Origin of the sequence: Pontibacter arcticus (assembly GCF_003284895.1) — a bacterium.
GTDB lineage: Bacteria > Bacteroidota > Bacteroidia > Cytophagales > Hymenobacteraceae > Pontibacter > Pontibacter arcticus.
Map to the genome: position 1 here is coordinate 230,856 of NZ_QMDV01000003.1, position 24,148 is coordinate 255,003.

The window sequence follows — 24,148 nt, forward strand, 5'->3', positions numbered from 1 at the left end:
ACTAACTTTTTAACCTTGAAAGAAGCCGTTGTATTAAAAGTACAACAATTATACTAAATTTGAATTCCATGAAACAAAAATAAAGTATGAAACTGCTTCAGCAACTCTGCCAGCTACATGCCCCGTCGGGTAACGAAAAAAAACTCAAAGAATTCCTTTTAACCTATGTAGATGCCCATAAAGCACACTGGAAGGTGCAACCTGAAGTAATACACGGAGAGGCTTTTCAGGATTGTATCCTGCTGGTGTTCGGTAAACCCCGAAGTGCAATTTTTGCCCACATGGATTCGATCGGGTTCATGGTAAGGTATGGAAATCAGTTGGTAAAAATAGGCGGGCCGGATGTAAAAACAGGCTATACTTTAGTTGGCCGGGATGAACAGGGAGAAATTGAATGCACACTAAGCTATAACGAAGAAGAACACGAGCTTAGCTACGAATTTGAACGCGAAATAGAGCGCGGCACCGAGCTTGTTTTTAAATGTGATTTCAGGGAAACAGCAGATACGGTACAGTCGTGCTACCTCGATAACCGGCTTGGCATCTGGAGTGCCCTGCAGGTAGCCGAAACGCTCGAAAATGGTATTATTGCCTTTAGCTGCTGGGAAGAGCATGGGGGAGGCTCCGTGGCGTACCTGGCCAAGTATATTTATGAAACTTATGGCGTAAAGCAAGGCCTTATCTCCGATATAACCTGGGTTACCGAAGGTGTACAGGCAGGCAAGGGCGTTGCTATTTCGCTGCGGGATAGTTTAATTCCGCGCCGCTCGTATGTGCAACGCATTGTTCAGATTGCAAAAGAAGCTAATATAGCCTACCAACTGGAGGTAGAGGATGCCGGCGGAAGCGATGCCAAAGAATTACAGCACAGCGCTTACCCCTGGGATTGGTGCTTTATTGGCGCTCCCGAAGATCATGTGCATACCCCAAACGAGATCGTACATAAAAAGGACATCGAAAGTATGGTAGCGCTTTATAGAGTGTTGATGCAGAAATTGTAATTATTTGCGCCCGAAAGGGCTTAGATTTTAGTTAAACAAAAAAAGCCGGCTCTGTAAAACAGCCGGCTTTTTTTGTAGTCTTAAGGCAATTGGACAAGAGGTATGAGTTTTAAAGGGATTAATGTTGTAACATGCTAATATGTAATTAAATAGCAGTGCTTATTCATTTGTTTCTTTGTGTTGAGATATTTGCAAAAACCAATATATTGGCTTTTATTTAATACAAGTATGTATACCTACACGATGTAATTTCACCTTAACACACGCTTATATGGAATCAATTCTTTACGCAATTCCTGGGTTTGGGCTCGCAGCCCTGATTTATACTTTTATAAGGGCCGGATGGGTAACAAAACAACCGTCAGGCAACGAGCGCATGAGCGAGATAGCGCGTTACATAGCAGATGGCGCTATGGCCTTCCTGAAAGCAGAGTATAAAGTGATGCTATACTTTGTGCTGATCGCTTCTCTGTTTCTAGCTTACCTCGGCTATACCGGCGATAACTCCCATCCGTTAATCGTGGTTGCTTTTATTATCGGTGCCTGTTTGTCGGCGCTGGCTGGTTTTATAGGCATGCGCATCGCCACCAAAGCAAATGTGCGTACCGCCGAAGCAGCTAAAACAAGCTTACCTAAAGCACTGAGTGTCTCTTTTGCCGGTGGCTCTGTAATGGGCATGGGCGTAGCCGGGCTGGCTGTACTTGGCCTGGGTTCGCTGTTTATTGTGTTCTACTACATTTTCGTGCAGCATACGGGCGGCGATATCAATGGCCACGAAATGGAAGTAGCGCTGGAGGTACTCACCGGTTTCTCGCTGGGCGCTGAAAGTATCGCTTTGTTTGCCCGTGTGGGTGGCGGTATTTATACCAAAGCAGCCGACGTAGGCGCCGACCTGGTAGGAAAAGTTGAGGCCGGTATTCCGGAAGATGACCCGCGTAACCCTGCTACCATTGCCGATAACGTAGGCGATAACGTGGGTGACGTGGCCGGTATGGGTGCCGATTTATTTGGGTCTTATGTGGCTACTATACTGGCTACTATGGTTTTAGGAAGAGAAGTAGTGGTAGAAGATAACTTCGGAGGGCTTTCCCCGATTATACTTCCGATGCTGATCGCCGGCTTAGGTATTGTTTTCTCTTTGATAGGAATGTTCTTTGTCCGGATCAGTAACGAGAACGGCAACGTACAGGCGGCGCTTAACCGTGGCAACTGGGTTTCAGTTATCTTAACGGCCATCGGTTCATACTTTGCCATCCACTATCTTTTACCTGAAAACCTGCACCTGCGTAACTTCGGTTTCACAGCGAACGGGGTTTTTCTGGCCGTAATTGTAGGGTTGGTTGTGGGTGCTTTGATGGGCATTATTACCGAATACTACACGGCTATGGGCAAAAAGCCTGTTAATTCTATCATCCAGCAATCTTCTACGGGTCATGCCACCAACATTATTGCCGGTCTGGCGGTGGGCATGCACTCCACTGTTCTTCCGATCATCGTGCTGGCCGCCGGTATTGTGCTTTCTTATGCCGCTGCAGGCTTATATGGCGTGGCCATTGCTGCAGCCGGTATGATGGCTACAACAGCCATGCAGCTTGCCATTGACGCGTTTGGACCAATTGCCGACAACGCCGGCGGTATTGCCGAAATGAGCGAGTTACCGAAAGAAGTGCGCGAGCGTACCGATATTCTGGATGCCGTAGGAAACACAACAGCTGCAACCGGAAAAGGCTTTGCCATCGCTTCTGCGGCCCTTACTTCTTTGGCTCTGTTTGCTGCGTTTGTGGGTATTGCCGGTATCTCAAGTATAGATCTGTACAAAGCGCCTGTACTGGCAGGCTTATTTATCGGGGCTATGATTCCGTTCATCTTCTCAGCACTGGCTATTTCGGCAGTAGGCCGGGCGGCCATGGCGATGGTGCATGAAGTACGCCGCCAGTTCCGCGAAATTCCGGGTATAATGGAGGGTACAGGCAAACCAGAATATGAAAAGTGTGTGGCGATCTCGACAGAAGCCGCTATCCGCGAAATGATGCTGCCGGGCGCCATTGCGCTTATCGTACCGATTATCATTGGTTTCGGCTTCAGGAATGTGTTCGAGGATACTTCTTCGGCTGAGATTCTGGGTGGCTTGCTGGCTGGCGTTACGGTATCCGGTGTGCTGATGGCGATGTTCCAGTCGAACGCCGGTGGCGCCTGGGATAACGCAAAAAAATCATTTGAAAAAGGGGTGATGATCAACGGCGTGATGGAGTACAAAGGCTCGGATGCGCACAAAGCGTCTGTAACCGGCGATACCGTAGGCGATCCGTTCAAAGATACCTCCGGCCCAAGTATGAACATCCTCATCAAGCTGATGTCGATTGTATCGCTAGTAATTGCGCCGCACATTGCCGTAGAGCAAAGTCCGGCCATTCTGGAAGCACCCCTCGATCTGGAAAGAATTAATAAGATAGAGCAGCAAGCTACTCCGTTGGGACATAATACAAGTGCCAATACAGTAACCATCAGTGGTGTAGCTGCAAAATAAACCTTGTAGCAAAAGTATAAACCATACTTTCAAAGTATAAGCAGGCCCGGTTTTATACTTTATAAGTACCTGTTTATACTGCTGAAGTGAAAGTATAAATAGGCTTCTTGCTACAATTTAAGGTACATTACCAGACATAAGCCCGGCTCCGGTTGGGCTTATGTCTATTTATACCTACCTTTGCCAGACAAAAAAAGAAATCAGCACATGGAGCCGCGTACCATCCGCCTGCACGATTGCGAGTTCAGCACGTACATCTTTGAAGAAGAAATCATTGCCCGTATTACCATGCTGGCCGAAAAAATCGACACAGATTATCAGCACAAAAAACCTCTTTTCCTGGCCGTACTGAACGGTTCTTTCATGTTCGCTGCCGACCTGCTGAAGCGGGTTTCTGTGCCTTGCGAAATCGCTTTTATCCGCCTTTCGTCTTACCAGGACATGAACAGCACCGGAAAAGTAAAAGAAGTGTTGGGTTTAACCGAGAACATAGAAGATCGCCATATCGTAATTCTGGAAGATATCGTAGATACCGGGCACACCGTGCACGGCCTTTTACAGAAACTAGCAGAGCAAAAACCGGCTTCTGTAGAGGTTGCAACCTTGCTGATGAAGCCCGAATGCCTGCAACACGAGCTTGCCGTGAAGTATGTGGCCCGAACTATTCCCAATGATTTTGTTGTTGGCTATGGCCTGGACTATAACGGACTTGGCCGCAACCTGCGCGATATCTATAAGATCGTATCGTAACTCTACAAGTATAGCAGCGTTCATACTCCTTTATATTCCTGAAGGCAAAGGACTGCCTGCAACAGAAAATTAAAAAAACCATCGAATTTATACTTACATTTGCCTCTTATTTTTAAACAGAAGCTATGCTCAACATCGTTTTGTTTGGCCCTCCGGGCGCCGGAAAAGGCACCCAGAGTCAGAAACTGATAGATAAATATAACCTGATTCACCTTTCTACCGGTGATTTGCTCCGTTCAGAGATCGCGGCAGGCACTAGTTTGGGCCTGGAAGCAAAACAGCTGATGGACAAAGGCCTGTTGGTGCCGGATGAAGTAGTGATTGGCATGATCGATAACAAACTGAAAGAGCACCGCGAGGCTGCCGGGTTTATTTTTGATGGCTTTCCGCGCACAGTGCCACAGGCACAAGGCCTGGACAAACTGCTGCTCGAAAACAATACGGAAATATCGTGCATGATCGCTCTAAAGGTAGATGATGAGGAGCTAACCAAGCGCCTGTTGATCCGTGGCCAGACTTCAGGCCGTCCGGATGATCAGAACGAAGAATTAATAAGAAGACGTGTGCAGGAGTATAACTCCAAAACCACGCCTGTGGCAGACTATTATGCCGGACAAGGTAAATTTTGTTCGGTGCAGGGTATCGGCGATATCGAAGAAATATTCGCTAGCCTTTGCCGTGAAATAGATGCCCTGAAAGAAAGAGACGAAAAGAAAAATTAGCATACTTACGCTTACACAATTTGGCATCAAGCAACTTTATAGATTACGTTAAAATCTGCTCACGCTCCGGACACGGAGGCGCAGGTTCCGCACACTTGCACCGCGATAAACTAACGGCCAAAGGTGGGCCGGATGGTGGCGACGGCGGCCGTGGCGGGCACGTAATACTACGTGGCAACTCACAACTCTGGACCCTGCTTCACCTGCAGTTCCGCAAGCATATTATGGCTGAAAACGGGTTAGGTGGCGGCCCAAGTCATTCGTTTGGTGCACAAGGCAAAGATATTATACTGGAAGTACCACTTGGCACAGTAGCCCGTAACGCTGAAACACGCGATATAAAGTGCGAAATTACAGAGCACGGCCAGGAAATCATACTTACTCCCGGTGGTAGAGGTGGTTTGGGTAACGCGCACTTTAAATCGCCAACCAACCAGACACCACGCCACGCACAACCCGGCGAGGAAGGTATAGAAGAGTGGGTTATCCTGGAACTGAAACTGCTGGCCGATGTAGGTCTGGTAGGTTTCCCGAATGCAGGTAAATCCACTTTATTATCGGTAGTATCTGCGGCAAAACCAAAAATTGCCAACTATGCCTTTACCACCCTCGAGCCTAACCTGGGTGTAGTAGCTTACCGCGACTTCAGATCTTTTGTGATGGCTGATATTCCGGGGATTATAGAAGGCGCTTCGGAAGGTAAAGGTTTAGGAATACGGTTTTTACGCCACATCGAGCGGAACTCCATGCTGCTGTTTATGGTTTCATGTGATAGTCCGGACATCGCCAAAGAGTATGATATCTTGCTAAACGAGCTTCAGAAGTATAACCCGGAGCTGTTAGATAAAAAACGCATACTTGCCATTACCAAAAGCGATATGCTGGATGATGAACTGGAAGAGGAGATGCGACAGACCTTGCCGGACGGCTTGCCAACTGTTTTCATTTCCAGTATTTCGCAGAAGAACATCGCCAAACTGAAAGACATGATCTGGGAAGAGCTTAACAGCTAAATCCTGATTTTATACTTTACAAACGGATCGGTAGAAGCTGCAAAGCTATCTACCGATTTTTTTATAGTGCCGAAAGCCTGCAATAAATGCCAGATTGACATAACAGGCTCTTTGGCAGATTAATTGACAAGAGACAGTATACACATCAACCTATTTTTTTTAAGGCATTATGTCAGAAAAAGAGATGAAGAACGATCAGGAAAACGAAGAATTGCAGGATAATACGACAGATACGGAAGTAAACGAGCAGGAGCAGCAGGAAGAAGTAAAAGCAGCAGAAAATACTGATACTGCTGTGGCTGCAGAGCTGGCCGAGATGAAAGATAAATACCTGCGCTTAATGGCTGAGTTTGAGAACTTCAGACGCAGGACTGCCAAAGAGCGCATCGACCTTTCCAAAACAGCCACGCAAGATGTGATGACGGAATTGTTGCCTGTTCTGGATGATATGGAACGCGCAAGCCACTCTTTCGAAACTACAAAAGATACGGATGCGATGTTGCAGGGCCTGGAGCTTGTTTTCCATAAGCTGAAGCACGTAACGCAGCAAAAAGGCTTGCAGGCTATGCAGATACAGGCTGGGCACGACTTTGATACCGAAATGCACGAAGCAATTACACAAATACCAGCGCCAAGCGACGACCTGAAGGGGAAAATCGTGGATGTGGTAGAGAAAGGATATACTTTGAACGATAAAGTTATTCGTTTCGCAAAAGTTATAATAGGAGCTTAAAAGATGGCTAAGAGAGATTATTACGAGATTTTAGATATAAGCAAGGGGGCCAGCCAGGAAGAGATAAAGAAGGCTTACCGTAAGATCGCGATCAAATACCATCCCGATAAAAACCCGGACGACCCAACTGCCGAAGATAAGTTTAAAGAAGCAGCTGAAGCGTACGAAATACTAAGCGACCAGCAGAAACGCCAGCGCTACGACCAGTTCGGCCACCAGGGCATGAACGGTGGATTTGGCGGCGGAGGCGGCGGCATGAACATGGAAGATATTTTCTCCCAGTTCGGCGACGTTTTCGGTGGAGGTGGTTTTGAAGGCTTCTTTGGTGGACGCCAGGGAGGTGGAGGCCGCCGAGCGCGCAAAGGAAGCAACCTGCGCATTAAACTTAAACTCAGCCTGGAAGAAGTAGCCAATGGCGTTGAGAAAAAAATAAAAGTAAAACGTTACGTAGCGTGTAGTACCTGCGGCGGCAACGGCGCTAAAAACGGTACGGATATGCAGACGTGCGGCTCTTGCCAAGGATCAGGTCAGGTTCGCAAAGTAGTAAATACGATGCTGGGCCAGATGGTATCATCGGCAACGTGCCCAACCTGTAACGGCGAAGGCCGCATTGTAACCAAAAGTTGCGATGCCTGCCATGGCAGCGGCCGTGAATTGCAGGAAGAGGTGATCACGATTAACGTACCGGGCGGCGTAATGGACGGTATGCAACTGTCTATGTCGGGCAAAGGCAACGTGCCGGAACGTGGCGGCGTACCAGGCGACCTTCTGATTCAGATTGAGGAAGAAGAACACCCAACGCTGAAGCGCGAAGGCAACAACATTATCTTCGATCAGTACATCAGCTTTGTAGATGCAGCCATTGGTGCCGATATCGAGGTGCCTACTATCACAGGCAAGGTTAAAATCAACATAAAACCAGGTACACAGAGTGGCGAAATTTTCAGGTTGCGCGGCAAAGGTATTAAAGATATCAACGGTTATGGCAAAGGCGACCAGCTGATCCATATCAATGTATGGACGCCGAAATCGCTGAACAGTGAGGAACGTGCCGTGCTGGAAAGCCTCCGCGATTCGGATAACTTTATGCCGCACCCGGGTAAAAATGACAAAGGCTTCTTCGAGAAAGTAAAAGATTATTTTCAGTAAGAAAAAAGTATAAATAAGAACAGAAGCGGGTATTTTCGAAAGAGGATGCCCGCTTCTGTTATATACACTAAAGTATAAAGTACCAGCGTCGGTTTATATAGCGAAAGTATAGCAAGCTTCGTCGGGAGAATTGTTATTTCTGTCTGATAAAAAATAGCTAAAGTATAATATACATTGTTTTGTATGGGCGAAGCATGTATTTTTAAGAAAGTTTAAACTGAAAAATAGCTTTGAGCATTCTTAAAATTGACAGCGTAACCAAGCGATACGCTAACCATACTGCCCTGAGTGATGTAAGTTTTGATATTCCGGCCGGTTGCATTTTTGGCCTGCTTGGCCCGAACGGTGCCGGTAAAACATCACTTATCCGAATCATCACCCAAATAACCGGTGCCGACAGCGGCGAAGTTCATTTTAAAGGAGAGCGCCTGCGCCCAGACCACATACGCCAGATGGGGTATTTGCCGGAGGAGCGTGGCCTTTACAAAAAAATGAAGGTAGGGGAGCAGCTTTTATACCTGGCGCAGCTAAAGGGGCTAAGCAAAACGGAAGCAACTGCCCGCATTAAAGCCTGGGTAGACCGTTTTGAGATGCGCGACTGGCTGAACAAAAACATCGAAGACCTATCGAAGGGGATGCAACAGAAAGTGCAGTTTGTGGCTACCGTGCTGCACGAGCCCTCGCTCATTATCCTGGATGAGCCTTTCTCCGGCTTCGACCCGATCAATGCAAATTTAATTAAAGACGAAATTCTGGCTCTGCGCGATCGAGGCGCTACGATTATTTTCTCGACGCACCGCATGGAATCTGTGGAGGAGCTTTGCGATAACATTGCCCTGATTAACCGCTCACGCAAAGTGCTGGATGGTCCTGTAAAAGAGATCCGCGATACTTACCGCACCGACACCTTCCAGATTATAGGAAACGGACAGCTACTCATACTATCCCCGGACTTTGAGGTACTGGAGCAACACGACAATCATGGTGTTTTCCGGGCAAATGTAAAACTGCTAAATGGCAGTACGCCAAACGACCTGTTACGCTACCTGATCGAGCGGGTAGAGGTGCACTCTTTTGTAGAGCTGGTGCCAAGTATAAATGATATTTTCATCAGAAAAGTAAAAGAAACACACCATGGATAAGATTTGGCTGATAATACAACGCGAGTATATTACACGTGTCCGGAAGAAGAGCTTTTTGATCATGACCTTCCTGACGCCGTTGCTGCTGGCTGCTTTCATGATAATTCCGGCATGGCTGGCTACTTTCTCGGATAGCGACGATACCATTATGGTGCTGGATGAAAGCGGTTTGTTTGCAGATAAACTGATCAGCAAAGATGAGTTGAAATTTGTAACGCTGGGCGGCTCGCTGGAGCAGGCAAAACTGGCTTACAAAGAAACCGACAACACTGCTTTACTGCACATCCCGAAGCTCAGCATCGAAAACCCGGAAGGCATTAAGGTATACGCCAAGAAAAATACCAGCATCCAGACCAAATTAAAACTGGAAAACATGCTGGAAAAAGAAGTGGAGAACCAGCGTTTTGTAGCATCTGGCATCGACCGCGAACTACTCTCCAAAATGAAAGCGAATATCAGCATCACGGCTGTTAACCTAAGCGACGAAGGCGAAAAAGACAACAATGCCTTCGTTACTTCCGGGGCTGGTATTGTAGCGGCGGTTATTATTTACTTCTTCATTTTTATGTATGGCGTGCAGATCATGCGCGGCGTGATCGAAGAAAAAACCAACCGTATTGTAGAGATCATGATCTCGTCTGTAAAGCCTTTCCAGTTGATGATGGGCAAGATTATAGGCATTGCCGGTGTAGGTTTAACGCAGTTTTTGCTGTGGCTTATACTTTCTTCTATCGTGGTAACAGGCGTTCAGGCCGCTTTTGGCATTAAACCGGCACCAACGCCAATCGAGCAAATGGCTGCAGGACGCGAGGCTGCCACCGGCGAAACTCAGGAAGTACAAACAACCGAAGGCGAAGTAGCGGCAGCAGATGCCACCACCGATAACGAGGCAAATGCCGTGATGGGCTCTGCTTTTAAAGCTATCGGTAACTTAAATATCCCGTTGATCATCGGCTGTTTCCTGTTTTACTTTCTGGGAGGCTACCTGTTATACGGCTCCCTTTTCGGGGCAATCGGCGCTGCCGTAGATAACGAAACCGATACGCAGCAGTTCATGTTCCCGATCACGATTCCGCTTATCATCTCTTTTATCATGTCGTACACGGTGGTTATCCAAAACCCGGATGGGCCTGTGGCTTTCTGGATGTCGATGATTCCGTTTACCTCGCCTATTATTATGATGGTGCGTGTTCCGTTTGGCGTACCTGCCTGGGAGCTTGCCCTATCTATGGGCTTGCTTATACTTGGCTTCATTATCAGCACCTGGATTGCCGGCCGCATTTACCGCGTAGGTATTCTGATGTATGGCAAAAAAGTTAACTACAAAGAGTTATCAAAGTGGCTGTTTTACAGAGTATAAAATAAAACTATTTGTACGTTTAAAAAGTAGCTGATCTGAAGGGTCGCTACTTTTTTGCTTTAATATGCTTACACTTTCTTGCCCTGAGATTATGAAACAAATCATACTTCCGCTTCTTCTTATACTTGTAACGTTTACGGCCATGGCACAGGACAAACCAGCTTACATGCTTTTTTCTAAAGATGGTAAAAGTATAAAGTATGGCAAAATACTAAAAGAACTGCAGGAAGCGGATGTTATCCTTTTTGGCGAGCAGCACAACGACCCGATCGCGCACTGGCTGCAACTGGAGCTTACAAAAGACCTGCACAAAGTACACCAACAGCAATTTATACTTGGCGCCGAAATGCTGGAAGCCGACATACAACTGGTTTTAAACGAGTACCTGGAAGGGAAAATACCGGAAACAAACTTTGCTCAGGAAGCCAGGTTGTGGCAAAACTACAACACCGATTACAAGCCTGTTGTAAAGTATGCCAAAGAGAATCGTGTGCCGGTTATTGCTACTAATGTGCCGCGCCGCTATGCAGCAGCCGTATCGGGTGGCGGGTTAGCTGTCCTTGAAAGTATGACACCGGAGGCAAAGCAGTTTATCGCGCCTTTGCCTGTAACCGTTGATATGGAGTTGCCGGGTTATAAAAATATGCTTTCGATGTTTGGAGCGAGTACCCACGGCAATACCAAAAGTATAAACATTGTGCAGGCCCAGGCTCTGAAAGATGCGACAATGGCGCATTTTATACTTCAGGAGGTAGGCAAAGGCCGTAAAATGCTGCACCTGAACGGCGCTTACCATTCTGATAACTACGAAGGCATTGGCTGGTACCTCAAACAAAAGCAGCCTAAACTCAAAGTCATTACGATCACTACCGTACTGCAACCAGATCTGGTAAAGCTGGCCGATGAACATAAAACAAAAGCGGATTTCATACTTGCCGTACCCGAAAGTATGACCAAGACTTATTAACCGTAAAGCAAAGTATAAACTCCCTTAAAAACAGCAAAGCCCGACTTTACAGCCGGGCTTTGCCTATTACTAAGAAAAAAGGTACTACTAAGAAGAGAACGAGCTGCCGCAGCCGCAGGTACTTTTAGCTTGTGGGTTACTGAATACAAAACCACGTGCGTTCAGGCCATCCTGGAAATCAACTTCCATGCCCAGTACATACATCGCGTGTTTTTTATCCATGATCAGCTCAACGCCATCCAGTATAAAAACTTCGTCGGTTTCTTTTGCTTTATCAAAGCCAAGCAAATAAGACATGCCCGAGCAACCGCCACCCTGCACGCCTACGCGCAGGCCATAGCCGTCTGGCACACTCTTGTCTTGCATTATATTTTTAACCTCAGCTAAAGCTTTCTCCGTCAGGGTTATAGGTGCAGTTTTAGTTTCTGTTGTCATAATCGTTTCAGATCAATAATTTGTAGGCACAAACTTAAGCAATAAATATGTAATATACTTCAGCAGCTTTCCGTAGTATGTAAACAGTGCAATCGTTTAAATGATTCATACAAGCTAAACCAATTTTTACGATATTCGCTCAACCTAATACATAACTATGGAAGGAACAATCAGCTTAATTCTGGATTTAATAAAATTTGCCTTACCTGCCCTTATTTTGGTTGGAGGCCTCAACTTCCTGTTACAGAAGCACTACGAGCGCGAAGACCGCCTGCGTGCTTCCCAGCCGGAAGGCAAACAATCAGACGGACTTCTTTCTATCAGACTACAGGCATACGAGCGAATTGTTTTGTTACTGGAGCGAATTACGCCAAATAATTTATTGCTCCGCGTAGGCAGCAGCGGCTTAACGGCACCCGAATATCATAGTGTGTTGCTGAGCGAGATCCGGAATGAGTTTAACCACAACATGTCGCAGCAGGTATACATGAGCGAAGCCGCCTGGCAGCAGGTAACGCACGCCCGCGAAGATGTGGTAAACCTGATCAACCGCAAGTACCAGGAAATGCCTGAAGGTGCCCGAGGAACCGACCTGGCCAAGCGTATATTAGAGCATCTGCTTACCCAGCAAACCGACCCAACCTCGAAAGCGCTCAGCTACGTGAAACAGGAAATAGCGCAGCTGTTTTAAGCCAGATCTAGTGCATGCAGGCTGCTGATCAGGGCTTTTACATGGTCAACGGTGTGTGCCGGAAAATTAGCGATCCTGATCTGGGTTTCTTTGTTTTGGCCGTAGCCGCTCCCCACAACCATATGATGAGGCGCCAGAAAATTATTTACTTCCGAAGCAGGCAAATGTGTAGTCGCTATAATGGTGGTTAAAGACCGATGTGCAGCTTCCTTCACAGCAGGGGCAAAGGTCTTGCTTGTCTCCAGGAAAGTATAAAGCAGCCGTGCTTTGAGTTCAGTTTCCTGCCGGATCAGGTCTAATCCTTTCTGGTTCATCGCCTCTACTACCTGGCCCAACAGGTAAATATTGAGTACGTTAGGTGTTTCAGGTGTTTGGTTTGAAAGCGCTTTTTTTAGAAGGGAAGGGATGCTGTGGTACGAACCGATAGATAATCCTTTTTGCAGCAACAATTCTGCTTTTTGAATGCAACGCTCGTTGAGCAGCCAGACACCTAATCCGGCAGGCAAGCCAAAACATTTCTGCACCGAGAAATAAGCTGCGTCTATTTTGGTGTAATCAAACGCAGGAAAGGGCACCGATGAGACGGCGTCTACAAAAATCAAGGCTTCCGGGCTGGCTTTCTCCCTGAACAGGTGTATATCTGCTACAGGCATACTCGCACCCGTGCTGGTTTCATTCTGGGTTAAAGCGATGAGTTCTGCTGTAGTGGGTACGTTAATCTGCGCGACATCAAATCCTTCGCCATCCGGCACTTTATACTTTGTTGCGCTGCGCCCCAGTTCTCCCGAAATCTCAAAGAAGCGTTCTGAAAAAGCACCATTCACCAAATGAAAACTTTCTCTTTCCACGGTATTCTGAATGGCGCGTTCCCATACTTCGTTTGCCGATGAAAGAAACAAAATCTGGTAATTTTCAGGTAAGGCCAACAGTTTGCGAAGCCCGGTTACAGCATGCGCATATATTGATTTAAACTGCTGGCTCCGGTGCGAAATGCTGCCCAGTTTAGCAGCCATTGCCGCCTGTATATGTTCTTCTACACCAGGGTAAAGCTCCGAAGGGCCGGGAGTAAAGTATACGGGTTGTGCCATACGTATCTGTTTAATAAAGCATCCTGAATTTGATAGTGGCCGGTATGCAGCGCAATTCTTCAATTACTTTTTTGTTGTACGCCTTGTCAATATCCGTAATCACATAGCCAATTTGCTCGTTGGTTTTGAGGTACTGGCCCAGAATATTTACCTGGTTACTTGCTAAAGCACTGTTGATGCTGGCAAGCACGCCCGGTACGTTCCGGTGAATATGGATGAGGCGATGCGCATTTTTCAAGGCAGGCAACTGTATGTTAGGGAAATTAACGCTCTGATAAGTATTGCCTGTATTAATGTACTGCATAATGCGGGTAGGAACAAAACGGGCAATGTTCTCCTGCGCTTCTATGGTGCTACCGCCGATGTGTGGTGTAAGTATAACATTGGGCAATCCGCGTAGTTCGTTTGTAAATTCTTCCTGGTTGGTAGCGGGCTCATACGGAAAAACGTCTACTGCTGCGCCGGCCACTTTCCCGGATTTTAAAGCCTGAGTTAAAGCTGGTAAATCTACAATATGGCCGCGGCTGAGGTTCAGGAAAATGGCGCCGGGCTTCATATGTGCGAAGGCTTCTTCTCCGAAAAAACCTTTGTTACTTTCGCGGCCGTCTACGTGCAGCGTTACGACATCCACCGTTTCCAGGAGTTGCTCCAGGGTTTCGCATTTGCGGGCATTGCCAAGTTGCAACTTCTCTACTACATCATAATAATAGACCTGCATACCCAGGGCTTCTGCCAGCACCGATAACTGCGAACCAATGTTGCCATACCCGATAATGCCTAACTTTTTATCCCGCACTTCCATGCTGCCGCTCGCCGATTTGTCCCAGTTGCCCTGGTGCATTTTCATACTTTTCTCAAACACGTTGCGGGAAAGCATGATGATCTCGCCTAGGGCAAGTTCTACCACGCTGCGGGTATTGCTGAAAGGCGCATTAAAAACGGTTATACCTGCCCACAGCGCCGCCTCCAGGTCAATCTGGTTAGTGCCGATACAGAAAGCCCCAATACTGATCAGTCGATTAGCCTGCTGTAATACTTTCGCTGTGACCTGCGTTTTGGAACGGATGCCAAGTATGGCGATGTCTTTTATTTTTTCGCAGAGCTCATCTTCACTTAAAGCACCTGCCATGGTTTCTACCTGGTAGCCTTCCTGTTTAAAAAGCGCCAGGGCACTGGGGTGCACATTTTCCAGCAGCAGCACTTTTATTCTGTTCTTAGGGTAAGAGATGGTCATGGGCAGGTTATTCTGGTACAGAAATTCGTCCAGATTTGGTGCGATATGTTCGGCCACTTCTACTACTTTGTCACGGGCGATATTTTCGGTGAAGGCGTAAAACTTATTGGCCAGGCCGGCTTCCTTTATTTCATAATCGGTATAGCCATCGCCTAACACATATACATCTCCCTGCAGCGCTAATTTCTGGAGTAACTTTATTTTGCCCTTATCCTGGCTAAGTTCATTGTCGGTATCAAAACCTGAAATGTAACCCTGCGCATCGAACACGAAGGTATTCGCATATACATTTTCTTCTTTTATACCATACGGCGTAACCACAGGCACAATAAATTCTTTGAATCCGCTGGATACAATGAGAATCTGGTCGGTGTATTCCTCAAAGAAAGCTTTGTTCCGTTTGATGGAATCAGAAACTTTGTCTTCCAGGGTGCCGATCAGTTCCTGCAGGTGTTTTTTATGCGCCTGGAGTAAATGGATACGTTTTAGAAGGCCTTCGGAAAAAGAGCTGCTGCCATCCATACCGCTGTTGGTAATCGCTTTGATCTCCTCTAAAATCTGCTCTTTGCTTTCTGTGTGCTGCAGCGCTATTTCTCCCAGCAGATCAAGTGCCTCTACCTGCGTAAACGTGCTGTCGAAATCCAGGATAAAATATTTGTCTTTGCTCATGGCATTCAAAGTGTTGGCAGGTAGAAGTATAAATCAGTAGTTAATATAGCATAAAAAAATCCGGCTATGTTTCCACAGCCGGATTTATACTTGTATTGGCAAAATTTATTTAATGGATTGCCAATTGCTGATCAATTATACTTTTGTAAAACTCTTCGTAAAGCGGTACGATCTTATCCGTATGAAAATCGTTGGCGCGGGCCAGGGCATTTGCCTTGAAGCGATCCAGGTTGGCATCGTCTAATATAAACAGGGCGTTTTGTACCATTTCGTCTACAGCGCCAACCGGGCTTACAAAACCTGTAACGCCATCAATGTTAAGCTCGGGTATACCACCGGCGTTAGACGAAATAACAGGTACTTCGCAGGCCATTGCCTCCAGGGCAGCTAACCCAAAGCTTTCTTTCTCGGATGGCATCAGAAACAGGTCGGCTACCGAAAGTACTTCTTCTACTGCTTCCAGCTTACCCAGGAAACGCACATCGTTGTAAATCTGCAGCTCGCGGCACAGCTTTTCCATTTTAGGGCGTTCCGGGCCATCGCCTACCAGTAGCAGCTTGCTTGGCATGTGCTCCCGTACTTTCGCAAAAATTGAGATCACGTCTTCTACCCGTTTCACTGTACGGAAGTTGGAAGTATGAACCAGCAGTTTTTCGTTGTTCGGGCTGATGGCGGTGCGGAAGTGGTCTTTTTTCTGGCGCTTGAATTTTTCGAGGTTGATAAAGTTCGGGATAACCTTGATGTCTTTCTCGATCTGGAAGAACTCATACGTTTCGGTGCGCAGGCTATCGGATACGGCCGTTACGCCATCCGATTGGTTTATACTAAAGGTAACTACCGGCTCAAACGAAGCATCTTTCCCCACCAGCGTAATATCGGTGCCGTGCAGCGTTGTAATTACCGGAATGTTAATGCCTTTGGTGCGCAGGATCTGCTTGGCCATAAAAGCCGCCGAAGCGTGGGGGATGGCATAATGCACGTGCAAAATATCCAGCTTTTCGAACTGCACGATATCCACCATTTTGCTGGCAAGGGCCAACTCGTAAGGCGGGTACTGGAACAGCGGGTAAGACGGAATATATACTTCGTGATAAAAAAGGTTCTCGTTAAAAAAATCGAGGCGGGCGGGTTGGCTATAGGTTATAAAGTGTACTTTATGCCCTTTTACAGCGAGTTCTTTGCCAAGCTCAGTGGCTACTACGCCGCTTCCGCCGAAGGTTGGGTAACAGACGATACCGATTCTCATAGTGTTGTAGTGCTGAAAAAAATAAGTGCAGCTCACGGCTGTGGCTGCACTTGCTAAATTACGTTTAAATTTTATGTTTTAGGCACGATGGATTTATATATCGCATCATGTATACGTGTCCGGATGTTATACTCTACCAGTTTGTTGTTACCCGCATCCGGATATACCCTGTTAGACAGGAAGATATAAATCAGTTTATTTTCAGGATCAACCCAGGCGCTTGTGCCCGTGAAACCCGTATGGCCGAAGGTGCTGAGCGGTGCCAGGGCAGAAGTTGGTCCGTTGCCGTCCGTTTCCGGTTTATCCCAGCCCAGGCCACGGCGGTTGTTGATGAACTGCTTTTTAGAGAACTCAGGCACAACACTGGTGTTGTAATATTTGTGTCCGCCGTAATTGCCATTCTGTAAGTTCATCTGTAAAAGTATGGCCAGGTCGTTTGCGTTAGAGAATAAGCCTGCATGGCCTGCAACACCGCCCAGCATGGCCGCGCCCTGATCGTGTACCGTACCCCAGAGCAGGTTGTGCCGGAAATAATTGTCTTTCTCGGTTGGGGCTATGTTTTCCTGTTTGTGCTTCAGAAGCGGCTTATACGTCATGGTGCTCAGGCCAAGCGGCGCATAGAAATTCTGATCCATAAACTCATCCAGCGGCTGGTTCAGAAGCGTTTCTGCCACGCGCTTCAATACATAAAAATCGAGGTCGCTATACTTGTACGGGTATCCTTTGCTGTCTTTTTTACGAGCCAGTAACGGCGATTTTACGGTCCAGGCCCAAAGCGAATCTTCCATCGACTTCATCGAATAAAAACCGGGCGCTACCTCGTGTGGGAAAGCATCTGTCTGGGCGCTTGCGTAAAATATCTTTTTTGTTGCCTGTGATTTTGAAGTTGTCTGCCAATGCGGTAAACCCGCTTGCAGGCCCGCCTGGTGGGTAAGCACATCCCGTAAAACCAGGTTCGCTTTGTTGGTGCCTTTGAGTTCGGGTAAGTAGGTAACCAGTTTTTCGTCCAGTTTCAGTTTGCCCTGGTCTTTCAGGAACATAATGGCCTGTAAGGTAGCCGCTACTTTTGTGATCGAAGCAATATCATATACTGTTTGGTTGGTAACAGGTTTTTTCTTGTCGTAGGTATAGTGGCCGTAAGATTTGTTGTAGACCACGGTCCCGTCTTTGATCACCATTACCTGGGCACCCGGCGTGGCAGCATACGCAATGGCTTCCAGGGCAATGTTATCAATCTGCTTCAGCGAATCAGAATCCATCCCTACACTTTCGGGTACGCCATACTTTAAACGGCCAAGCGTAGGCGTTACAATGCCAGTTCCGGTTTTAAATTTAGCAGAAGCCGTTACGGGTAGTTTGCCTTTGGCAGCGCGCGCTCCAAAAATAGCCTGTGGCACCAGCATCTGGGCAACCGGTTGATCTTCGTAGCCACATAGAAGCCAGTTGCTGCCTTCAAAAAACTTCAGGCTATACGCATTGCCCATCACCGCAACAATCACTTTTTTATTGGTACGCTCCTGCAGAAACTGAATGAATGCGCGCGTACCTACGCCTATACCGAAGTCTTTGAAGGGCGTGTGGTTCATGTTATGGATACTGACCACTACTACGTTGCTATTCTCGAGTTTTGGAAGTATACCTGTAAAAACTGAATCAGGTGCGAAGCGATCCGACACAGCAAACTTCTTAACAGCCGCATAGCTTCCCAGAATTTCCTGGAACGGGTTATTTTCTGTTACACCAATGGCAACAGAAGCAATACTTAGCGTATCGAGGTTACGGAGTGGAAGCAGGTTGTTTTTGTTTTTAAGTACTGTAACGGCATGTTCGTAAAGCTGCTCTTGTATAACCGTGCTGATTGGCCGGTCCACATCTTTTTTCAGGTTGGCAAGCGCAACAGGTTTATACTTGTTTAGCCCGGCCCAGTACTTGGCATGCAATACCTTACGGATGCGTTGGTCCACATCAACCTGGTTTAATTTACCTTCGGCAAGGGCTGCTTTTATTTTTGAAACCGCCACCGGCACATTCTCCGAAAAAAGCAAAATATCGTTTCCGGCCATTAACGCTCTCAGATCAAGTTCGCCAGGTGTGTAGTATTTGCTAACGCCTTTCATATTCAGCGCATCAGTAAACACCAGGCCTTTGTAGTTCATTTTCTCTTTCAGGAGGCCTGTTACCAAAGGTTTGGAAAGGGTAGTAGCTAAATTTTTGGTGCTATCTATACTTGGGATGTACAAATGCGCCACCATCACGCCCATTACGCCAGCATCAAACGATTTCCGGAAAGGGTATAGTTCTACCTCAGTCAGTCGTTTTACGCTGTGTTTGATAACCGGTAGCGCCAGGTGCGAGTCTGTATCAGTATCGCCATGGCCCGGAAAATGTTTAGCCACAGCAATAATGCCGTGGTCCTGTAAGCCTTGTATGTACGCAACGCCTCTGCGGCTCACTTCTTCTTTTGATTCGCCGAAAGAGCGGGTGCCAATGACCGGGTTCTGCGGGTTTACGTTTACATCCATTACCGGCGAGAAGCTTACGTTTACGCCCATACGTTTCATTTTGAGCGCAATTTCACGGCCCATCATGTACACGTATTTCGGATCATCCATGGCACCCAATGTCATCTGGCGGGCAAACTGCATGCTGCTATCCAGGCGCATTCCAAGTCCCCATTCGGCATCCATGGCAATCAGCATCGGTACTTTAGCTAATCCCTGGAAACGGTTGGTGAGCGTAGTCTGGCGTACCGGGCCGCCCTGCATAAACATGATACCGCCAATGCCATACTTTACAACCAGGGAATCGATCTCGCGGAAGTGTCTTTTATCTTTATCGGAATAGGCAGCCACCATAAACAACTGGCCAATGCGCTGCTCCGGCGTCAGGCTGTTAAACACGCTGTCCACCCAGTTTTTTTCCTTGTCCGGCACCACAATTTCGTCTGATGGTTTTAAAGACATCAGCGGGCCCATCGAGAAAAAAACTAAAATCAAAAACCCTAAAGTAAAACGCTTCAACATCCTGGGCAGGTACTTTATTAATTGGAACAAGTCAAAATTAAGCCTATTTTTGCATAAGGGCGGTCAGGAAAAACGCTGTAAAAAACGTAACTGAACTGCCCTATGCTGACCAGCAGTAAAAGGTGGCTAAACCTGGAATACTGCTTTCCGGAACAGATACGTTGCCTTTTCGGGCCAACGCCATTTCGCAGAACTTGGGTACATGCAGTGCTGCCTGGTAATGGCCTGAGCAGAAAAACGAACCCGATGTTCAGGCTTGTTTTGATAACTGGTCTCTAAATTAGTAATAAATTAATTACTGAATAAGTTCTGCTTTCAACAATTTAGCTGAAACAAAAACGCGGCCATACTTGCAGAACCGGTTCCCTTAGCTTTAATAATAGTTTTAACGATGCCTGACATCATACATTTACTACCCGATTTTCTTGCCAACCAGATTGCCGCCGGCGAGGTGGTGCAGCGCCCTGCCTCGGTAGTAAAAGAATTGCTCGAAAACGCCATCGATGCTAATGCAACCGCTGTGCAACTGATTGTGAAAGAAGCGGGCAAGCAACTGGTACAGGTGGTGGATAACGGCGCCGGCATGTCTGAAACGGATGCCCGTATGTGTTTCGAGCGGCACGCTACTTCCAAAATAAGCACCACCGAAGATCTTTTCCGCATCCGCACCATGGGTTTCAGGGGCGAGGCCATGGCCTCTATCGCCGCTGTAGCGCAGGTAGAAATGAAAACCCGGCTCCATACTTCGGATACAGGTGTACGCCTGATGATTGAAGGCTCTGCCGTTACGTTACACGAACCGGCGGCTGTGCCCGCGGGTACGTCTATCGCCGTTAAAAATCTTTTCTTTAATGTACCGGCCCGCCGCAACTTCCTGAAAACAAACGCTGTGGAGATGCGTCATATCCTGGACGAGTTTCAGCGGGTGGCTTTGTCTTATCCTGAAATTGCTTTCTCGCTGCACCACAACGATACCGAAGTATTTAATTTACCGGCCACCAAACTGAGCCAGCGCATCATCGGCATCTTCGGAAGCAATTACAAAGAGCAAATGGCTTACTGCGAGGAAGATACCAACTTCCTGAATGTGCGGGGCTATATCGGGAAACCGGAGTTTGCACGCAAAACACGCGGCGAACAATTCTTTTTCGTGAACAACCGTTTTGTGAAAAGCGGCTACCTGCACCATGCGGTTACCACGGCGTTCGAAGGTTTATTGCCAAAAGACAGCCATCCGTTTTATGTGCTCTTTATTGATATTGAACCCGAGAAGATCGATATAAACGTACACCCGACCAAAACCGAAATTAAGTTTGAGGACGAGAAAACGGTATACGCCATTGTACATGCAGCAGTCCGGAAAGCGTTGGGCGCGCACAATATTGCACCGTCACTGGATTTTGACGGCGACGTGAATTTTGCCCCTTTGCAGCCGATCCGGATACAGGGCGGAAGTATAAATGAGTTCGACACCGAAAGCCATCACAATAGTTTTCCGGGGTTAACGATGCCGGCCACAGCCAAACGGGCTACTTCCAAGGGATGGGACCAACTCTATGAGCCTGTACACAAACCGCAGCACCACGAAGAAGAAAGTTATACTTCGGCCAGCTCCGGAATGGGCTTGCTGGACGATACCTTTGCCACTGAAACCACGACGGCTACGAACAAAGCTGTTCAGATTCATCAGAAATACTTGCTGGTACAGGTAAAATCCGGGATGATGATCATTGACCAGCAGGCAGCGCAGGAACGCATCCTGTATGAAAAGTATAAAGCCCTGCTGCAAAAGAAAGCTGTGATCTCGCAGGCCTTGCTTTTCCCGCAGACCATTGACCTTTCGCCTTCGGATGCAGTGCTGATAAAAGAACTGGCCGGTGAGTTTAAGGAAATGGGTTTCCAGTTCGAAGATTTTGGCGGTAACACCATCATCCTGAACGGGATACCAGCTGATGTGCAGGCGGCCAACGAAAAAGAATTGCTGGAAGAACTGATAGAACAATATAAAAACAACTCGGTTACGTTAAAGCTGGATACGCGCGAAAACCTGGTGCGGGCCATGGCCAAGCGGCTGGCTTACAAACTGCAGCCACGCATGACCGATTTTGAAATGAACTCGCTGGTAGATAAGCTGTTTGCCTGCCAGGTGCCTAACTATACGCCTGGCGGCCAGAAAACACTTGTGATCATGGAGCTGAGCCAGTTGCACGATCTGTTTCAGAAAGGGTAAACCTTGATTGCTAAATTGTTGATTGTTAAATTATTGTGAGGAAGTATAGTTGTAGTGCTTACCTGCCGCGAGCTTCCAGCTTGTGGCTGTTCATGAGGCAAGCTTTCAGCTTGCGAAAGTATAAATAAGTATAAATTGAGTTTCCTAGTGGCACACGCAAGCTGAAAGCTTGCTGTCATATCAAACCACAAGTTGAAAACTCGCGGTAGATGTTAGGAAACTTCTCAAAACACGAAAAACGATACACACAACACGAGCCCCGGGCTGTGTTTAAAAAGGATGGCACATGTTTAATATAACACCCATGGTCAGGAATCTCCTGATCATTAATATCTTAGTTTTTGTATTACAGGACAAGCTGTTCAGCTCTGCTCAGTTTGCATTGTACCATTTTGGCTCCGAGTATTTCAGGCCATACCAGCTGGTAACGCACATGTTTCTACATGGTGGCTGGGGGCATTTGTTCAGTAATATGTTCAGCTTGTTCATTTTCGGGCCGATGCTGGAGCGTTACTGGGGAAGCGAAAAACTGCTTGCTTTCTACCTGATCTGCGGTTTAGGGGCCAGTCTTTTATACTCTGGGGTGCGCGCTTACGAACTGCACGAGCTCAGAGAAGAAACCTCAATTTACATGGAAAACCCGAGTCCGGTTGGTTTTAATAACTTTATGGACGACCATGTAGGCCGGGGGCAAGGGCGAGAACTAGCCATAGCCTACCTGCGCAACCCCGACCTGAAAGAGTATGAGCAGGCGAGTGTGGAAGTAGTACAGAAAGTATACAACGGTATATTTAACACCCCGATGCTGGGTGCTTCCGGAGCTGTGTTTGCTTTGCTGATGGCCTTTGGTATGCTGTTCCCTAACCTGGAGCTGATGCTGTTGTTTTTGCCCGTTCCGATCAAAGCAAAATATTTTGTGATGCTCTATGGCGCCTACGAGTTGTATACCGGCTTTAACCGCGTGGCCGGCGATAATGTGGCCCACTTTGCACACCTCGGCGGGATGCTGTTTGCGTATATACTCATCAGGATGTGGCAGCGCAACGATTACCGGGAATATTAGCGGCAGGAATCCGTTTTCGGCTCTGCTATGCTTGGCTCCAGGCAAAATATTTTTCGAATCGGCCATTTGCACAACCATCTGAACTGCAGCAGGTATAAGCCTGTGGGGCAAGGCTGGTATACTTTGTTTTAATGCTGTTATCTTACCTGTTTACTGCCTATTGTATAAAGACTTATGAGCATTATTGAAGATATAAAAGACACTTTCCGGCAGCCCAACAACACCCTTAAGCAACTCATCCTGATCAATGTGATTGTGTTTGTGGTGCTGATCGTGCTGCGGACCATACTACTTTTAACCGGCAGCTCGGATGTGTACGGCATGTTGATGCGCTACCTGTCGCTTAACTCGGAGCCACTGACCTTTATTACCCGCCCCTGGACCATTATTACTTATTTCTTCACGCACGAAGGCTTTCTGCACGTTATTTTTAACATGCTGAACCTGTACTGGTTCGGGCAACTGATACGCGAGTATTTAGGCGATAAAAAACTACTGAGTTTATACATATTGGGTGGTATTGCAGGTGGTGCGCTGTATATGCTGAGCTATAACCTGATTCCGTATTTTGCTGACAGGGCCGCTTTTTCTATGATGATCGGGGCATCGGCGAGTGTGCTGGCTATTGTGGTGGGCGCGGCTACGTTACTGCCAAATTATACGTTTAATCTGCTTTTGATCGGGCCGGTGAGGATAAAGTATATTGCCTTGTTTCTGGTTATTTTATCTATTTCCGGGGCGGTAGGCGATAATGCCGGCGGTAATATTGCCCACCTGGGCGGGGCGCTGATCGGTTGGTTATTTATCAAGCAGCTGCAGCGCGGATCGGATATGGGTAGGCCCTTGCATGCCGTTATCGGGTTCTTTAGCAACATTTTTACCCGCCGGCCAAGGATGCGGGTAACACACCGCGAAACAGTAACTTCCAGATCAACCAAAACAAAAAACGGATTTACGAGTAGTTATAGCGGCAAGCCAAGCCAGGATGAGATCGACCTGATACTGGATAAGATTTCGAGCTCAGGTTACGAAAGTCTTTCCAAAGAAGAAAAGCAGAAGCTGTTCCAGGCCAGCCAGAAAGATTAATTGGCTCAGTAGTTGCTCA

General features: G+C 47.2%; 19 protein-coding genes. 14 read left to right on the plus strand and 5 right to left on the minus strand.

The features are described from left to right. Positions 1–86 precede the first annotated feature (86 nt). The 10 genes from DP923_RS10535 to DP923_RS10580 all read left to right on the plus strand — a co-directional run bounded on the left by DP923_RS10535 (position 87) and on the right by DP923_RS10580 (position 11,364). The gene (locus DP923_RS10535; RefSeq protein ID WP_112305818.1) at positions 87–1,001 is read left to right on the plus strand and encodes a M20/M25/M40 family metallo-hydrolase; all 915 of its coding nucleotides are present in this window, start codon (positions 87–89) and stop codon (positions 999–1,001) included. 271 nt (positions 1,002–1,272) lie between these two features. Next, positions 1,273–3,528 carry a sodium-translocating pyrophosphatase gene (locus DP923_RS10540; RefSeq protein ID WP_112305819.1) on the plus strand — a complete coding sequence of 752 codons (2,256 nt, stop codon included), beginning with the start codon at positions 1,273–1,275 and terminating at the stop codon, positions 3,526–3,528. Positions 3,529–3,708: 180 nt separating this feature from the next. After that, a complete protein-coding gene (gene hpt, locus DP923_RS10545) occupies positions 3,709–4,278 on the plus strand; it encodes a hypoxanthine phosphoribosyltransferase (protein WP_317047278.1) in 570 nt (189 codons plus the stop codon). Between the two features lie 125 nt (positions 4,279–4,403). Beyond that, positions 4,404–5,000, plus strand: a complete 597-nt coding sequence (locus tag DP923_RS10550; RefSeq protein WP_112305821.1) for an adenylate kinase — start codon at positions 4,404–4,406, stop codon at positions 4,998–5,000. A gap of 20 nt (positions 5,001–5,020) precedes the next feature. Next, positions 5,021–6,013 carry a GTPase ObgE gene (obgE, locus tag DP923_RS10555; protein ID WP_112305822.1) on the plus strand — a complete coding sequence of 331 codons (993 nt, stop codon included), beginning with the start codon at positions 5,021–5,023 and terminating at the stop codon, positions 6,011–6,013. Positions 6,014–6,182: 169 nt separating this feature from the next. Then, the gene (locus DP923_RS10560; RefSeq protein WP_207801967.1) at positions 6,183–6,746 is read left to right on the plus strand and encodes a nucleotide exchange factor GrpE; all 564 of its coding nucleotides are present in this window, start codon (positions 6,183–6,185) and stop codon (positions 6,744–6,746) included. A gap of 3 nt (positions 6,747–6,749) precedes the next feature. Beyond that, entirely contained in the window at positions 6,750–7,895 is a 1,146-nt protein-coding gene (gene dnaJ / locus DP923_RS10565) for a molecular chaperone DnaJ (protein ID WP_112305823.1), read from the plus strand. 230 nt (positions 7,896–8,125) lie between these two features. Further along, positions 8,126–9,037, plus strand: coding sequence for an ABC transporter ATP-binding protein (locus DP923_RS10570; protein ID WP_112305824.1), 912 nt, complete (start codon positions 8,126–8,128; stop codon positions 9,035–9,037). Continuing rightward, positions 9,030–10,397 (plus strand): ABC transporter permease, encoded by a 1,368-nt coding sequence (locus DP923_RS10575; RefSeq protein ID WP_112305825.1) that lies wholly within the window; start codon positions 9,030–9,032, stop codon positions 10,395–10,397. Before DP923_RS10570 ends, DP923_RS10575 begins: the two co-directional genes overlap by 8 nt. Positions 10,398–10,488: 91 nt before the next feature. Further along, complete coding sequence (locus DP923_RS10580) at positions 10,489–11,364, plus strand: ChaN family lipoprotein (RefSeq protein WP_165838178.1); 876 nt, start codon at positions 10,489–10,491, stop codon at positions 11,362–11,364. An 87-nt stretch (positions 11,365–11,451) separates the two neighbouring features. Here DP923_RS10580 and DP923_RS10585 read toward each other — a convergent pair whose 3' ends face one another. Further along, a complete protein-coding gene (locus tag DP923_RS10585) occupies positions 11,452–11,799 on the minus strand; it encodes a HesB/IscA family protein (RefSeq protein ID WP_112305826.1) in 348 nt (115 codons plus the stop codon). A gap of 157 nt (positions 11,800–11,956) precedes the next feature. On the opposite strand from DP923_RS10585, the gene DP923_RS10590 reads away from it, so the two are divergent. Then, complete coding sequence (locus DP923_RS10590; RefSeq protein WP_112305827.1) at positions 11,957–12,490, plus strand: DUF7935 family protein; 534 nt, start codon at positions 11,957–11,959, stop codon at positions 12,488–12,490. Here the strand turns inward: DP923_RS10590 and DP923_RS10595 are convergent. The 4 genes from DP923_RS10595 to DP923_RS10610 all read right to left on the minus strand — a co-directional run bounded on the left by DP923_RS10595 (position 12,487) and on the right by DP923_RS10610 (position 19,723). Beyond that, positions 12,487–13,578, minus strand: coding sequence for an aminotransferase class V-fold PLP-dependent enzyme (locus DP923_RS10595; protein WP_112305828.1), 1,092 nt, complete (start codon positions 13,576–13,578; stop codon positions 12,487–12,489). The genes DP923_RS10590 and DP923_RS10595 overlap by 4 nt on opposite strands. Positions 13,579–13,588: 10 nt before the next feature. Continuing rightward, positions 13,589–15,481, minus strand: a complete 1,893-nt coding sequence (gene serA / locus DP923_RS10600) for a phosphoglycerate dehydrogenase (RefSeq protein WP_112305829.1) — start codon at positions 15,479–15,481, stop codon at positions 13,589–13,591. A gap of 109 nt (positions 15,482–15,590) precedes the next feature. Further along, positions 15,591–16,727 (minus strand): N-acetyl-alpha-D-glucosaminyl L-malate synthase BshA, encoded by a 1,137-nt coding sequence (bshA, locus tag DP923_RS10605; protein ID WP_112306243.1) that lies wholly within the window; start codon positions 16,725–16,727, stop codon positions 15,591–15,593. A gap of 71 nt (positions 16,728–16,798) precedes the next feature. Continuing rightward, positions 16,799–19,723, minus strand: a complete 2,925-nt coding sequence (locus tag DP923_RS10610) for a glycoside hydrolase family 3 N-terminal domain-containing protein (protein WP_239021008.1) — start codon at positions 19,721–19,723, stop codon at positions 16,799–16,801. Positions 19,724–20,141: 418 nt separating this feature from the next. On the opposite strand from DP923_RS10610, the gene mutL reads away from it, so the two are divergent. The 3 genes from mutL (at position 20,142) to DP923_RS10625 (ending at position 24,129) form a co-directional block, all read left to right on the plus strand. Continuing rightward, a complete protein-coding gene (gene mutL / locus DP923_RS10615) occupies positions 20,142–21,980 on the plus strand; it encodes a DNA mismatch repair endonuclease MutL (protein ID WP_112305831.1) in 1,839 nt (612 codons plus the stop codon). 286 nt (positions 21,981–22,266) lie between these two features. Further along, positions 22,267–23,043 carry a rhomboid family intramembrane serine protease gene (locus DP923_RS10620; protein WP_112305832.1) on the plus strand — a complete coding sequence of 259 codons (777 nt, stop codon included), beginning with the start codon at positions 22,267–22,269 and terminating at the stop codon, positions 23,041–23,043. Between the two features lie 174 nt (positions 23,044–23,217). After that, positions 23,218–24,129: a rhomboid family protein gene (locus tag DP923_RS10625; protein ID WP_112305833.1), complete on the plus strand. Its 912-nt coding sequence runs from the start codon at positions 23,218–23,220 to the stop codon at positions 24,127–24,129. The last annotated feature ends 19 nt before the right edge of the window (positions 24,130–24,148 follow it).